A 14,602-nucleotide genomic window follows, 5' to 3' on the forward strand; every position below is an offset into this window, starting at 1 on the left:
GTTAAAAATTTTTGCGTAGAAAATATAGGAAAAGTGGTTAATCGTTGGTGGTTAGTGGTTAGGGATGAGAGAGAAATTTATATCAAATTGGTAGGGGGACGCCCCCTAAAACCCCTAGCGTTACAACTCCCAATTCTCTTTTTTTATACAGCGAAGAGAGTAATAACCTTTTGTTTTTTTACCAAAAAACTATCGACTCTATCTTCATAATCTGGTGAAAAGATTTTCATCCTTCCATGTTCAGTGTATGTGCTTGTCAACCATGTTCGAAAGCCTTCTCCCAAATCCTCATAAAAAAGTGGGTCTGGATCGCCTGTAGATGGGTTGTTGTAAAAACATTCTGCCAAGGTGGGAACACGCCATCCATGGGGACAAATGGAATCAATGATATCTAGGTTAAAAGTTCCGAAGTTTTTTTTGTTTATCGTTCATATACTGTACAGAATACAGCCTTCCATAGATATCGCAATTGCTTTGCTGTTCATCATAGCAAGTGCTAGTTTCCACTGGGTAATTCAGGTTTTGGTCCATCCACACTCTATCGCCAATGGTGATGTATTTATACACTTGACCATCTCGAACATCTTGGAATGTTCCACGACCGCTTTCCGGACATACTTCGGATGCAGCTTTTGCAGAACTTGAATCCCAGGTGGAAGAACTCCCCCTGTTTCAGATTGTTGTCCTTCGGCAAAAACTGGACCGCATTTGGGAACGCAAAATGTAATTGAATACAACAACCGAGCATTGCCTATCGAAGTGAGGAGCGGCAAGGATTACACCATCCATTCTGCCATGAACAACTGTCTTGCGAACTCCGAATATCAAATGCAAGAAGGCATCGTCTTTGCAAACTACAATGTTTCCCGAAAGGGAAAGGTGACATACCTTCCCATTTACATGGTCATGTTCTTGCAGAAAGATTCAGAACAGATTGTTCTAGATAAGATTGAATTTTAACAGATTCCCGTGCTGCCGAAGCCGCCGCGGTCGGAGCCTTCGAGCGGGCCTTCCTCAAAGGTGAGCGTCGGCTGGATTTCCATGATGCGGAACTGCGCAATGCGGCTCCACTTTTCGATTACCACGTCACGGGTGGCGTACACAGGCATTTTCCACCAGCCGTTCGCGCCGCAGTAGCTGGAAACCACCACGCCCACGGAATTCACCTGCAGAATGCCGAAATAAAACACTTCCCCCGAAAAGAATCAGCGCCATCACGATATCGGGCTCCCCTACAAAGGCACAAAAGAGGTAGCCGAACAGGAAAAAGACCAGCATAACGCCTGCAACCGTTTTCCAGACGCGGTCGCGAACGCTTCCTGCTGAAAGAACGTCGTGCGTATTCTTGATAAACAAAAAATACCTGATGATGTTTACCACCATCAGAATCGAGCCGAGTACAATTGGCACCGTAATGTACAGGTCCAATTGCATTTCAAGTTAGAAAATAGGACATTTTTATTAAAAACGCATCGTTTTTCCTATTCCAATGTAGAATATCCCATAAAGTGTTTTATTGTGAAACATTTTTTTGCAGTTTTTTTTTGGCACGGATTTTGCTATCTTTGAAAACGAAAATTGTAAAACTTAAGCCTCATAGGCATTTTTATAGGAAAATAACGAAATGGCAGAAGATTTGAACCAGCAGGAACCGACCGCAGAAGAAAAGGCAAAATTCGAAGCAGACGTGCTCAAGGCCGCCGAAGACGCGATGAAATTAGACGAGAATCTAGAGACGAAAGACGAAAGTGGATCTGACGAAAAGTCTTCTGACAGTTCCGCGGACGCGCCTGCCGACACTTCTGCAGAACAGCTAGCAGAATCCGCTGCCGAAGACCCGACTGCAGCTCTCAAGACTGCACTGGCCGATGCGAACGACCGCAATTTGCGCCTGATGGCCGAATTTGACAATTTCCGCCGCCGCAGCGCCAAAGAGCAGCTTGACATCATCGAAACGGCGAATGGCAAGCTTCTTGAAAAGCTCTCCGAAGTTCAGGATAATTTCGAACGCGCATTCGCGAGCGAAAACAAAGCAAAGGACTTGGAAGTATTCGAAAAAGGCATGCAGATGATCTATAACCAGTTCGCCAAGATTCTTTCGGATGCCGGTCTCGAACAGATTGATCCGACGGGTGCTGAATTCGACCCGAATATGCATGAAGCCCTGATGCAGCAGCCCTCCGAAACGATTCCTGAAGGTCACGTGGTAACCGTGTTCCAAAAGGGCTACAAACTCAAGAACAAGATTCTGAAAACCGCCAAAGTGATTGTTTCGTCCGGCAAATAAATTCGGATAAAACTACTTTCTTTAAAAAGCCTTTTCGGCTTGTGAGATACCCATAAAGATTCTTTATGGGTTATTTTATATTTAGGAACGCCTGTTTCAGTTCGCGCGCGGCCCTCTCCGGGTCGGCCGCCTTCATAATCGCAGACACGGCGCAAATGCCCGCAATACCCGAGTCCTTCAGCACAAAGATATTGTCCTTGTTGAGTCCGCCAATCGCATTCACCGGAATCGGCACCGCTTTCACCACATTTTTCAAGGTTTCCACCGGCGTAATCACCGTTTTCACGTGGGTCGTCGTCGGGTAAATCGCGCCGCAGCCCAAGTAGTCGGCACCCTGCTCATAAGCTTCAAGCGCCTGCAGCACCGTCTTTGCAGTCGCTCCCACAATCGCGCTCTCGCCCATGAGCTTGCGGGCCAAACGCACCGGCATATCGCTCTGCCCCACATGAACACCCTCGGCACCAATCGCAAGCGCCACATCCACGCGGTCATCGATAATCAGGGGAATCCCGTAACGAGCCGTAATCTTGTGAGTCGCCTTCGCAAGTTCCAAGTATTCGCGGGTAGACCGGTCTTTTTCGCGCAGTTGAATAATGGTTGCGCCTCCTTTGCAAGCAGCCTCCACCACAGGCAAAAAACGATCTTCCGGCACGGTCGTGCTATCCGTAATAAAATAAAGCGTCGTATCGAGATTCTTCATGCGCACAAAAATAAAAAATCCGCTCCAAACGGAGCGGACTTCTCAAGATTATTTCTCAATCAAGAAACGCAGAGAGCCTAGCGATAGCAAAAAAAATATCCGCTTCGATAGAAGCGGATATCTAAATCCAAATTTGGCTTAGAACCTAAATTCTAATTCAAATTAGCCCAGAGTGACGACGACCTTGTGAACACCCTTCGTAAAGATCGGGGCCACATCAGCGTCAATCTTCTTGCCATCGACGATCATCTCGGCGACACCCTTGCACACGTGCTTCGGGTTCTTCACTTCGATTTCGTAGGTAGCACCGCGGAACTTGCGGGTCACCTTGAAGCCGTCCCAAGAGCTCGGGATGCAGGGATTCACGATGAGGCCCTTGAAGCTTGCGCGCACACCGATGATGAACTGCGTTGCAGCCTGGTAAGTCCAGGAGCTGGTGCCGGAGAGCCATGCGTTACGGCCCATACCGAACTGCTTGTGTTCGTCACCGAGGATGTTCTGCGGATAGCAATACGGTTCAGATTCGAACTCGTCGAGCTTGGTGTTCTTGGCAGCCGGGTTAATTTGGCTGTAATACTGGAAGGCCTTGTCGCCACGGCCGAGAATCGTTTCGGCAATCATCACCCACGGGTTAGTGTGGAGGAAGATACCGCCGTTTTCCTTGGCTCCAGGAGGATAAGTGGAGATGCCACCCACGTTCGGGTCGAAGCCGCGGTAGCCCGGAGTAGAGCTCTTCACGCCGTTGGCGGTGTTGAGGAGCTTGTTCAGGCTGTCCATACCCATCACGGCACGGTCGCCAGTAGCAATGCCAGAAATCACAGACCAGGACTGGCTGTTGCAGTAAATCTTGCCGTACTTGGCCTTGTTGGTGCCGTAGGCGTTGCCCTGCTTGTCGAACCAGCGGACCCACCACTTGCCGTCCCAAGCGCTGTCATTGAAGGCCTTCTTCACGTCTTCGTACCAGCCCTTGTACATTTCGACAGACTTGGTGTCGCCGAGAGCTTCGCAGATGTCCATCATTTCAAGGAGAGCCTTAGCATACAGGCCCGTGTTGAAGGAGGATTCTGCACCAAGCGGGAGGTTCATGCAGTCGTTCCAGTCGGCAAAGCCGAGGAGCGGAAGACCGTGCTTACCGAGGTGAGTACGGGTAAAGTTGAGGGAGCGCTTGAGGTGTTCGAGCACGGTGCCCTTTTCACGCTGAGCGCGCTTCTTGCCGGCTTCGTAGAAGGTGACTTCCTTCTTGAGGAGGTCCATCTTGCCGGTTTCCTTGAGGTAGTTTGCAACAGTGAGAACGATCCACAGGTGGTCGTCGCCGTACCAGTCAGCGTAAGCCGGGTTGCCGTTTTCGTCGAGCACACCCTTCTTTTCGCGGGAGTCACCGGCGTTAGCTTCGTTGCCGTTGTCTTCAGCAAGGGCGAGCGGAGCGTACTGGTGCATAGCGTTACCTTCCGGGCGCTGCACAGAGAGCAGGTTCAGGGCGAGTTCCAATGCTTCTTCCGGCATGTGGCTCATCACGCCCATGAGGTCCTGGCTGGAGTCACGGTAACCGATACCGCGGCTGGTGCCGTAGCCCAGCTGATACAGGGACAGGTAGCGGCTCCAGTTCTTGGTGGTGTGGCACTGACGCGGGTTGTGGACGTTCACCATGGAGTTGAACGCAGCATCCGGAGTCTGCACCTGGATCGTAGAGAGGTACTTCTGCCAGAAAGCGGCAAGTTCGTCGAAAGCCTTGTCGACGTTCTTCAAGTCGCGGTACTTCTTGATAGCCTTGGCAGCGACCTTGAGGCTCTGTTCCTGACCCAGCTGGGTGCAGGTGCGGAAGGTCTTGTTCGCGCCAATCTTGCCAGCGTGGATCATGAGAGCGGCAATGTTGTCGCCACGATCGCATTCACTGTTGGAAAGTTCTTTGCTCCCGAGGCTGAGAGGCGCTGCCCAGGAACCCATTTCGTTTGCGCCGAGGAACACGCGGCGGTCACCGTCGAAGCTACCGACCTTGCAGTTAGCAGTCACGTAGTTCACGGCGAAGTCACGCTTCATGTAAGCGTACTGTTCCAGCACCACGTGGCCGTCCTTTTCCCAATGGCCCTTGAGGGTCATGGTCTGCGGCACCCAGTCGGCGTTGGTGAGCTGCTTTTCAGCTTCGAAGTGGCTGAATTCATAAACCGGGATAATGTCCACTTCCTTGGAAGCCTTGTCGAGGTTCGTGACCTGGATGTCCTGGAGGAGAGTGTTGGAGCCGGTCGGAACGAAAATCGTCACCTGCGTACGGAGGCCTTCGCATTCGGCAATCCAACGCATGTAGGACAGACCCACGTGGCATTCCCACTTCTTCATCTTGGTGAGAGTCGGAACCACGAACGGAGAGAACACGGTGTAACCCTTGGCGTTCTTCACGCGGATATAGATGGTGCTGGCCTTAAAGTCAGAGCAAGGCATCTGGGCGATGTACTTGGTGATACGGTTCAGGGCCGGGTCGCCCTTGCAAACGAGGGTACCGCCAGTAGTATCCACGATACCACCAAAGTTCAAAGTACCAACATAGTTGCACCACTTGATCGGGGTTGCCGGCGTGGTGAGCACGTATTCTTTCTTGGCGTCATCAAAGTAGCCGTACTTTGCAGCAGTCTTTGCAGCAACTTTCTTGGCCTTCGGGGCGCTCTTCTTGGTCTGTTTTGTAGCCATTGTTTCTCCGTAAGAGGGGGTTGTTAAATTTAACGCGGTAAATATAGGAATTCGGCGAGAGACGAGAGACGAGAGACGAGAGAAAGAAGCGAAAAACTTTTCTATTTCACGCGAAGCGTCAATTTAAACCTTTCGTCTCTCGTCTGTAGGGCGAAGCCCGTTCTCTCGTCTAACCTTTCTGGTTGAAATTCTCAAAATCGCGGTTTCCAAAGTTGATGTAGAAGTAGCCGTCCAGCTTCTTGTTGCGAACCGGATCGCGCAAGATTCCAATCGCCGCACGCACGTACTTGAGTTCCACCAGAATGTGGTCGCGGCTCATGCAGTTGAGGAATGGGCCTTCGGCAAAAAGAGTCGGGCGCGGTTCTTCGGCAATCATCTGTTCCAAACGTTCTACCTCTTTCACCAGACGGCGTTCATGCGCTTCGAGTGAACGGATCAGCTCCTTTTGTTCCGCTCCAAAAAGGAAAGCGAAACCAAGTGTCCTGGGGTCGTCGTTGAATCCTGTCAGGTGCTTGAGCACTTCCTTGCGTAGGGTCTCCCTTCCCTTTTCGGTAATCGAGAAAACAACACGTTCCGGACGATTACCGTCACGAACGTTGCGGCCTTCGATATTGTCGTGCTTTTCGAGAGTCGCAAGCCTGTTGTAAATTGTCGATGTACTGAGGTTTGCCCAGCGGTCCAGTTCACGATTGCGAATCTCGGTAATGATGTCGTAACCGCTGCGCTCCTTCTCTACGATGAGGCCCAGCAGTACCAAGTCATAACGATTCATATAAAAACCTTATTCTAATTCCACAGATGCAAAATCAAAAGTTTTTCACTTAATGAAAATTCATCTATTGGATTATTCCAACTTGGAATATACATAAAAAAACACAATTGGGCAAAAATTTTTTTCATTTTACAAAAAAATCCCCGCCACCATCGTTGGTAGCAGGGATTTTAAAGTTCCTTAAGGAAACTTATTATGCGTTGCGCTCTACGAGCGCAGGCATATCGGCTCGGAAATGGGAACAAACGAGTTTGTTCCCGCTTCACTCGCCTTATTGGACAGCTTTGCAGTCCGTTGTTCTACGCCTCGGTCATGGTCTAGCAAGCTAGACCGCGACTCTCGGCTTGCGAACAATTATGCCTTGTTCAAACGATCCTGGATCATGTCGATGATGTCGGAGAGTTCCTTCGGGAGGTGAGCGCCGAACTTCGGATAGTGATTTTCCTTAACGTCGGCGAGTTCCTTCTTCCAGCCTTCCACATCAACCTTGAGGATTTCCGGGAGGGTTTCCTTGTAGTAGTCAGCGAGACCGTCGGTGTTGAGGGTCTTCGGCATGTAACCGATAGCGGTTTCAACAACGTTGGAATTGTCGCCGTTGCAACGGTCAAAGATCCAAGCGAGCACGCGGCTGTTGTCGCCGTAACCCGGCCACATGAAGCCACCCGGAAGCTTTTCGTTGTTGGCATCCTTGCGGAACCAGTTCACGTAGAAGATCTTCGGGAGCTTGTCTTCGGTAGACTTCTTACCGATTTCGATCCAGTGCTTGAAGTAGTCGCCCATGTTGTAGCCGCAGAACGGGAGGATGGCGAACGGGTCGCGACGGATCTTACCGACTTCGGCTGCATTGATGGTGGAAGCAGCGGTAATTTCAGAACCCACGATGGAGCCGAGGAACACGCCGTGGTTCCAGCTGAGGGACTGGTGAACCAGAGGAATGGTGGACGGACGACGGCCGCCGAAGAGGATAGCGTCGATCGGCACGCCGGCAGGATCTTCCCATTCCTTAGCAATGCACGGGCACTGGTTAGCAGGAGCGGTGAAGCGAGCGTTCGGGTGAGCCATTTCTTCGCCCTTCGGAGCCTTATCCTTCGGGAGAGCGTCACGGGTATTGCCCTTCCAGTCAATGAGCTTGCCCTTGGCCGGATAGCCGATGCCTTCCCACCAGACGTCACCATCTTCAGTGAGTGCGCAGTTCGTGTAAATGGTGTTCTTTTCAGCAGAAACAAGAGCGTTCTTGTTGGATTCTGCAGAGGTGCCCGGGGCAACGCCGAAGAAACCGGCTTCCGGGTTGATGGCGTAGAGACGGCCATCCTTGCCAAACTTCATCCATGCAATGTCGTCACCGATGGTTTCGACCTTCCAGCCCGGGATAGTCGGGATGAGCATGGCGAGGTTCGTCTTACCGCAAGCAGACGGGAATGCGCCAGTCACATACTTGACTTCGCCCTTCGGGTTCGTGAGCTTGAGGATGAGCATGTGTTCAGCGAGCCAGCCTTCATCGCGAGCGAGAACGGTTGCGATACGGAGAGCGAAGCACTTCTTGCCGAGAAGAGCGTTTCCACCATAGCCAGAACCATAGGACCAAATGAGCTTTTCGTCCGGGAACTGGGTGATGTACTTGTGTTCGACGTCTGCGCAAGGCCAGATACCGCCGTCGGTTTCACCGTTGTTGAGCGGCTTACCCACGGAGTGGAGGCAGGGCACGAATTCAGCGTTCTGGTCGGCATTGAGAATGTCGAGAACCTTCTTGCCAGCGCGGGTCATGATGTCCATGTTGAGGACAACGTATTCAGAGTCGGTCAGTTCGATACCGTTCTTGGAGATCGGGGAACCGAGGGGGCCCATGCAGAACGGAATCACGTACATGGTACGGCCGTGCATACAACCCTTGTAAAGGCCCTTCATGGTTTCCTTGAGTTCCTTCGGGTCGATCCAATGGTTGGTCGGACCAGCATCTTCTTCCTTCACGGAAGAAATAAAGGTACGGGATTCGACACGCGCCACGTCAGACGGTAGAGAACGGAACAGGTAGCAGTTTTCCTTCTTGGCGAGCTTCGTAGCGAGGCCTGCATTGACGCACTTCTGCATGAGGGCGTCATATTCTTCCTTGGAACCGTCAACAACAACAACGTTGTCCGGTTCGCACATGGCGATGCATTCTTCAACCCAAGCCTTGATCTTGTTATGCTTGATGTCGTTGAGAGTGAGACTCATATAGGTAACTCCTATTTGGTTTAACGTTACGTTTCGATCATTTCGAACGCGATAAATGTACAAAAAATAATGTACAGATTGCAGGGGGATTTTTAAAAATTTAACCAAAAAACACCTGTCATCCTCCACACGCAGTCCGCCCTCCCCCATAAAAAATTTTTTTTTGCGATTTTTTTTTGCTTTTTTGATAAAAAAGTTTACATTTTCGTCAAAAAATACATAAATTAGGCTTGTGTATACAAAAAAGTAAACCTCAAGAGGTTATATGAGTTGGTCTTATTCTAGGGAACATCAAAAAAATATTCTTTGCATGATTATGGCTGGCGGCCAAGGAAGCCGTCTGCAACCCCTCACCCGCGACCGCGCCAAACCGGCTGTTCACTTTGGCGGAACCTATCGTATTATTGACTTTGTTCTGAACAACTTTATCAACTCCGGCATCTTCAAAATCAAGGTGCTCACGCAGTTCAAGAGCGATTCCCTGAACAAGCATATTTCGGCAGCTTGGAACCTGAACGCAAGTCTTGACCAGTACGTGGACCTTGTGCCTGCCCAGATGCGCACTGGCGATGATTGGTACAAGGGGACCGCCGATGCCATTTTCCAGAACATCAACCTTATTACCGATGAACGCCCGGACCTCGTGGCCATTTTCGGTGGCGACCACATTTACAAGATGGACATCAACCAGATGATTGATTTCCACCTGAGCCGCGCCGCTCTTTTGACTATCGCCGCCATCCCGGTGCCGGTTTCCGAGGCGCGTGAATTCGGTATTATTGAAGTTGACGCCGATAATCGCATGATCGGTTTCGAAGAAAAACCCAAGAACCCGAAAGAAATGCCCGGCAATCCCGGCTACTGCCTCGCGAGCATGGGCAACTATATCTTTACGAGCAAGTTCCTTGTGCGCGAACTCCTGAAGGGAGCCGAAAATGGGGCTACCGACTTTGGCAAGCACATCATTCCGAGCCTGTACAAGGACTACCCTGTTTACGTGTACGACTTCAATACCAATATAGTGCGTGGCGAACAGGCCAGCACCAAGGGCTACTGGCGCGATGTGGGCACGCTTGATGCCTTCTTCGAAGCGAACATGGACCTCTGCTCCGAAAATCCGCCATTCGACCTTTATAATAACTATTGGCCTATCCGCACCTACAACTGGAACCAGCCTCCTGCAAGGTTCTTTGCCGGCGACGGAGATTCGCACCAGGGGGCTGCAATCGATTCCATCGTGTCTTCGGGCTGTATCATTGGTGGCGGAACCGTTGTCAAGAGCATCCTCTCCCCCGGCGTGACCATCCAGAAGGACGCCCTCGTCGAAGAATCGATTCTCTTCCCGAATGTGACCATCGGTCCAGGAGCCAAGGTGCGCCGAGCCATTATCGAAAAGGGCCTGCACATTCCGGCGGGTTTCCAGATCGGCTACGACCTGGAACGCGACAGGAAGCTTTTCCACGTGACTGAATCCGGCATCGTCGTCCTCGCTAAGGATACTATCATTAAGGCATAAGCTTTACATACAAAAAGCGAAACGCCCGGTAAGGCGAGCGCCGCAAACCCTGCAAAAAAATGCATTAGAAAAGTCCCGGTCATGAACCGGGACTTTAAACTTTTTCCAATTAATGGACGATTAGAAATTCCCCAAGTCTAAATCCGGCATCCATTCACCGTCTGTGCAGACCATCGGCATCGTTAATCCGTTGATTTCAAGATTCTTCTTGGCTCCTTCTGGGGCACAGGCATTGGCTTCCTCGTCTTCGGCCCATTCGCCATCTTTGCAAACGAGCTTCATCGTTATTCCACCCAAGTCCACTTCCTGGGTTTCGCCCTCCTTGCAAGACTGATCGGCAATCCATTCACCATCTTTACAAACCATCTTTGCCGAATAGCTCTTTCCATTCAAGGTCACGGACGTATCCTTGGTGGCACCTTCAGTTTCGCAGGAATTGTCGACTTCATTAAGGTCTTCGTCATAAGTCCATTCGCCTTCTTCGCAAACCAGCTTAACCGGCAGAGAAACGCCATTCATCGAGAAGGTCGTATCCTTAATAGCGCCTTCGTCGGAACATGCAAGCAAATTCTTGTCGATAGACCATTTGCCGTCCTGGCAAACAAGTTCAAGCGAAACACCCATATAGGAGGTCATTTCTTTCGCACCTTCCTGATCGCAGGAAGCGCCAAACGTAGCTGCAGAGCCTTCTTCGCTAGAAGAGCTTACGCCGCTGTGGGATTCATTAGAAGTCGGATCAGCGGCCTTGGATTCGCTGGACTGGATGTCGTTACCCTTGGATTCGCTAGAGTTGATTTTTTCACCACCCTGGGCGTCGCTGGATTCCGTCACGGAAGCGCTGGATGCCGGCTCTGCATTTTCCTTCGGGGCTGCCGGGGAGGATTCATCGTCACAAGCCACCATGAGGCCGAAAGAGGCTGAAAGGGTAAGGGCCAAAGCCAGTTTTTTCAAATTCATACAGAACTCCTTTTGTTTACATAAAAGATATATTTTTATGACATCTTTTTCAATGAGAAATTCATAAAAAATGTTGTTAAATGTTGCAGAAAAGAAACAATTAAATCGGATTGGTTCATCACTGCCATTTTTTTATTGAATTACGCATTTTTTCAAAAAATTTTCTGTTTTTTTGTCGAAATCTATGTAATTTTATTCTCGGATTTTTAATTCAACCCAATATTGGAGATACACACATGGCAAAAAAGATGATTGCGTGTGATGGTAACGAGGCCACCGCTAGCGTAGCATTTGCTGTTAGCGAAGTAGCGGCTATCTACCCGATTACACCGTCTAGTCCTATGGCTGAGCACGCCGACAACTGGAGTGCTGCAGGCAAGAAGAATATTTGGGGACAGGTTCCCCGCGTGTTTGAAATGCAGTCCGAAGGTGGCGCTGCCGGTACCGTTCACGGAGCGCTCCAGGCCGGTGCTTTGACCACGACCTTCACCGCTTCCCAGGGTCTTCTCTTGATGATCCCGAACATGTACAAGATTGCGGGCGAACTGACCCCCACGGTCTTCCATGTGACTGCCCGTGCCCTTGCCATGCAGGGCCTTTCTATTTTCGGTGACCATTCCGACGTGATGGCCTGCCGCCAGACCGGCTTTGCCATGCTCGCCTCCAGCTGCGTGCAGGAATGCCAGGACCTCGCTCTCGTGGCCCACGCTTCCACTCTCGAAAGCCGCGTGCCCTTCATGCACTTCTTCGACGGTTTCCGTACCTCTCACGAAGTGATGAAGATCGAAGCTCTCGAAGACGGCGTTATCCGTAACGTCATCGACGAAAAGTACGTGAAGGCATGCCGTGAACGCTGCCTCACCCCGGACCGCCCGACCATGCGCGGTACCGCACAGAACCCGGACGTTTACTTCCAGGGCCGCGAAACGGTGAACCCGTTCTACGCCAAGGTTCCGGAAATTGTCCAGAAGTACATGGACAAGGTCGCAAGCTACACTGGCCGTCAGTACCACATCGTGGATTACGTCGGTGCACCCGACGCCGAACGCGTGATCATTTCCATGGGTTCTTCGACCTGCACCATCGGTGACACCGTCAAGTACCTCAATTCCAAGGGCGAAAAGGTCGGTCTCGTGAACATCCGCCTGTACCGCCCGTTCCCGATGGAAGCCGTGGTTGCAGCTCTCCCGAAGACTGTCAAGAAGATTGCCGTCCTCGACCGCTGCAAGGAACCGGGTTCCGCAGGCGAACCGCTCTTCCAGGACGCCCTGACCGCAATCAGCGAAGCCGTGATGGCGGGCAAGATGGCCATGCCGAAGATGATCGGCGGCCGCTACGGTCTTTCCTCCAAGGAATTCACCCCGGCCATGGTCAAGGCCATCTACGACGAGCTTTCCAAGGCCGACCCGAAGGCACGCTTCACCGTCGGTATCAACGACGACGTGTGCCACACGAGCCTCACCATCGACCCGAACTTCAAGCTGGAAAGCGACTTCTTCCAGGCCATGTTCTTCGGTCTGGGTTCCGACGGTACCGTGGGTGCCAACAAGAACTCCATCAAGATTATCGGTAACGAAACCGACAACTACGCACAGGGCTACTTCGTCTATGACTCCAAGAAGTCCGGCTCCATGACCACCTCTCACCTCCGCTTTGGTAAGAGCATCATCGACGCCCCGTACCTGATTGGCGAAAACGAAGCCGACTTCGTGGCATGCCACCACACTCCGCACCTGGAATCCGTGAACATGCTGAAGTACGCGAAGGATGGCGCAACCTTCCTCGTGAATACTCCGCACTCCGCCGACACCGTGTGGGATACCTTCCCGCGTCCGGTGCAGGAAGAAATCATCAAGAAGCACCTCAAGGTGTACGTGATTGACGCTTACGCCGTTGCCGCAAAGACCGGCATGGGCCGCCGCATCAACACCGTGATGCAGACCTGCTTCTTCAGCAAGCTCGGTAACGTGCTCGATGCCGAAACCGCCATCAAGTACATCAAGAAGTACGCCGAAAAGACTTACGCCAAGAAGGGTCAGGAAGTGGTCCAGAAGAACTGGGACGCTATCGACGCCTCTCTTGCTAACCTGTTCGAAGTCAAGGTTCCTGCTACTGTCACCAGCACGAAGGAATTCCGCGCTCCGATCCACGGCGACGCTCCGAAGTTCGTGAACGAAGTCACCGCAGAAATCATCAAGGGCAACGGCGAACTCCTCCCCGTCTCCAAGATGCCTTGCGACGGCGTGTTCCCGACCGGTACCACCAAGTACGAAAAGCGCGACCTCGCCCTCAACATCCCGAGTTGGAATCCGGACGCTTGCGTGCAGTGCGGCAAGTGCGCCATGGTCTGCCCGCATGCAGCCATCCGCGTGAAGGTTGTGGACGAATCCGCCGTGAAGAACGCTCCGGAAGGCTTCAAGTACACCCCGGCCAAGGGCTTCAAGCTCGAAGGTTCCGAAAAGCCGGTGTTCGCCATTTCCGTGTCCAGCTACGACTGTACGGGTTGCGGCGTCTGTACGCAGGCCTGTATCGGTAAGGACAAGACCGACGAAACCAAGAAGGCCATCAACATGGTGCCGCAGGAACCCATCAAGGTCCAGGAAGGCAAGTGCTGGGACTTCTTCGTCGATCTCCCGGAATTCGACCGCACCAAGGTCAACAAGAACCTCGTCAAGCAGGCCATGCTCCTGGAACCGCTGTTCGAATTCTCCGGAAGCTGCGCAGGCTGCGGCGAAACCGCTTACGTGCGTCTCGTTTCTCAGCTGTTCGGTGACCGCATGGTTGTCGCGAACGCTACGGGTTGCTCCTCCATTTACGGCGGTAACCTCCCGACCACTCCGTGGGCAAAGAACAAGGAAGGCCGCGGCCCCGCTTGGGCGAACTCCCTCTTCGAAGACAACGCCGAATTCGGTCTCGGTATGCGCCTCGCTATCACGAAGCATGCCAAGCAGGCTCTCTCCCTCCTCGAAGCCGTGAACGTTCCTGCTGAACTCAAGGCTAAGCTCACTTCTCAGGATCAGTCCGACGAAGCCGGCATCCAGGCTCAGCGCGCTAACGTTGCTGAACTGAAGGCAGCTCTCGCTGGTGCAACCGACGAAGCTTCCGTAAGCCTCCGCGACGAATTCGCCGATTACCTCGTGAAGAAGTCCGTATGGATCTTCGGTGGTGACGGTTGGGCATACGACATCGGTTACGGTGGTCTTGACCACGTGATGGCCACGGGCGAAAACGTGAACATCTGCGTCCTCGATACCGAAGTGTACTCCAACACCGGTGGACAGGCTTCCAAGGCCACGAACCGTGGCGCAGTCGCCCTCTTCGCTGCCGCTGGTAAGCGCGCCGGCAAGAAGGACCTGGGCCTCATCGCCATGAGCTACAAGAATGTGTACGTGGGCCGTATCGCCCTCGGCGCAAACGATGCTCAGGCCCTGAAGGTTCTCCAGGAAGCGGAAGCACACAATGGTCCGTCCCTGA

At 52.1% G+C, this 14,602-nt stretch carries 11 protein-coding genes and 1 pseudogene; 4 read left to right on the forward strand and 8 right to left on the reverse strand.

Translation table 11 applies throughout. The features are described from left to right. Positions 1-396 precede the first annotated feature (396 nt). Positions 397-582: pseudogene (locus Q0P86_RS16930) on the reverse strand (FISUMP domain-containing protein); the annotation flags it as partial. Between the two features lie 126 nt (positions 583-708). Between Q0P86_RS16930 and Q0P86_RS12600 the strand changes: the two are divergent. Further along, positions 709-960, forward strand: coding sequence for a hypothetical protein (locus Q0P86_RS12600; RefSeq protein WP_295039885.1), 252 nt, complete (start codon positions 709-711; stop codon positions 958-960). On the opposite strand, the gene Q0P86_RS12605 is transcribed toward Q0P86_RS12600, so the two are convergent. Together Q0P86_RS12605 and Q0P86_RS12610 are read right to left on the reverse strand one after the other, a co-directional pair. Continuing rightward, on the reverse strand, positions 957-1,103 hold the full coding sequence (locus tag Q0P86_RS12605; RefSeq protein WP_295039887.1) for a hypothetical protein: 147 nt from the start codon (positions 1,101-1,103) through the stop codon (positions 957-959). The genes Q0P86_RS12600 and Q0P86_RS12605 overlap by 4 nt on opposite strands. Continuing rightward, entirely contained in the window at positions 1,087-1,434 is a 348-nt protein-coding gene (locus Q0P86_RS12610; RefSeq protein WP_295039889.1) for a hypothetical protein, read from the reverse strand. The genes Q0P86_RS12605 and Q0P86_RS12610 overlap by 17 nt, the downstream gene beginning before the upstream one ends. 190 nt (positions 1,435-1,624) lie before the next feature. Here Q0P86_RS12610 and grpE point away from each other — a divergent pair, with 190 nt between their 5' ends. Next, positions 1,625-2,287, forward strand: coding sequence for a nucleotide exchange factor GrpE (gene grpE, locus Q0P86_RS12615; RefSeq protein ID WP_295039890.1), 663 nt, complete (start codon positions 1,625-1,627; stop codon positions 2,285-2,287). Between the two features lie 70 nt (positions 2,288-2,357). Here grpE and thiE read toward each other — a convergent pair whose 3' ends face one another. From thiE to Q0P86_RS12635, 4 genes are all read right to left on the reverse strand, one after another. Beyond that, positions 2,358-2,987, reverse strand: a complete 630-nt coding sequence (gene thiE / locus Q0P86_RS12620) for a thiamine phosphate synthase (RefSeq protein ID WP_295039892.1) — start codon at positions 2,985-2,987, stop codon at positions 2,358-2,360. A gap of 162 nt (positions 2,988-3,149) precedes the next feature. After that, on the reverse strand, positions 3,150-5,669 hold the full coding sequence (locus tag Q0P86_RS12625; protein WP_295039895.1) for a glycosyl transferase: 2,520 nt from the start codon (positions 5,667-5,669) through the stop codon (positions 3,150-3,152). A 169-nt stretch (positions 5,670-5,838) separates the two neighbouring features. Further along, the gene (locus tag Q0P86_RS12630) at positions 5,839-6,441 is read right to left on the reverse strand and encodes a PadR family transcriptional regulator (protein WP_290991713.1); all 603 of its coding nucleotides are present in this window, start codon (positions 6,439-6,441) and stop codon (positions 5,839-5,841) included. 354 nt (positions 6,442-6,795) lie between these two features. Further along, positions 6,796-8,655 (reverse strand): phosphoenolpyruvate carboxykinase (GTP), encoded by a 1,860-nt coding sequence (locus Q0P86_RS12635; RefSeq protein ID WP_291022584.1) that lies wholly within the window; start codon positions 8,653-8,655, stop codon positions 6,796-6,798. A gap of 265 nt (positions 8,656-8,920) precedes the next feature. Here Q0P86_RS12635 and glgC point away from each other — a divergent pair, with 265 nt between their 5' ends. Continuing rightward, complete coding sequence (gene glgC, locus Q0P86_RS12640) at positions 8,921-10,171, forward strand: glucose-1-phosphate adenylyltransferase (protein ID WP_290991711.1); 1,251 nt, start codon at positions 8,921-8,923, stop codon at positions 10,169-10,171. A gap of 120 nt (positions 10,172-10,291) precedes the next feature. Here glgC and Q0P86_RS12645 read toward each other — a convergent pair whose 3' ends face one another. Continuing rightward, positions 10,292-11,128 (reverse strand): hypothetical protein, encoded by an 837-nt coding sequence (locus Q0P86_RS12645; RefSeq protein ID WP_290991710.1) that lies wholly within the window; start codon positions 11,126-11,128, stop codon positions 10,292-10,294. Positions 11,129-11,364: 236 nt separating this feature from the next. Between Q0P86_RS12645 and nifJ the strand changes: the two genes are divergently transcribed. After that, on the forward strand, positions 11,365-14,602 hold a 3,238-nt coding region (gene nifJ, locus Q0P86_RS12650; protein WP_295039897.1), incomplete at its 3' end, for a pyruvate:ferredoxin (flavodoxin) oxidoreductase.

Source organism: uncultured Fibrobacter sp. (assembly GCF_946062555.1).
Taxonomy (GTDB): domain Bacteria; phylum Fibrobacterota; class Fibrobacteria; order Fibrobacterales; family Fibrobacteraceae; genus Fibrobacter.

Excerpts from the sequence above, each read along its gene's own strand:
- Q0P86_RS12610 (WP_295039889.1), bottom strand. The coding sequence starts at position 1,434 with ATGCAATTGGACCTGTACATTACGGTGCCAATTGTACTCGGCTCGATT.
- grpE (WP_295039890.1), top strand. The coding sequence starts at position 1,625 with ATGGCAGAAGATTTGAACCAGCAGGAACCGACCGCAGAAGAAAAGGCA.
- thiE (WP_295039892.1), bottom strand. The coding sequence starts at position 2,987 with ATGAAGAATCTCGATACGACGCTTTATTTTATTACGGATAGCACGACC.
- Q0P86_RS12625 (WP_295039895.1), bottom strand. The coding sequence starts at position 5,669 with ATGGCTACAAAACAGACCAAGAAGAGCGCCCCGAAGGCCAAGAAAGTT.
- Q0P86_RS12630 (WP_290991713.1), bottom strand. The coding sequence starts at position 6,441 with ATGAATCGTTATGACTTGGTACTGCTGGGCCTCATCGTAGAGAAGGAG.
- Q0P86_RS12635 (WP_291022584.1), bottom strand. The coding sequence starts at position 8,655 with ATGAGTCTCACTCTCAACGACATCAAGCATAACAAGATCAAGGCTTGG.
- glgC (WP_290991711.1), top strand. The coding sequence starts at position 8,921 with ATGAGTTGGTCTTATTCTAGGGAACATCAAAAAAATATTCTTTGCATG.
- Q0P86_RS12645 (WP_290991710.1), bottom strand. The coding sequence starts at position 11,128 with ATGAATTTGAAAAAACTGGCTTTGGCCCTTACCCTTTCAGCCTCTTTC.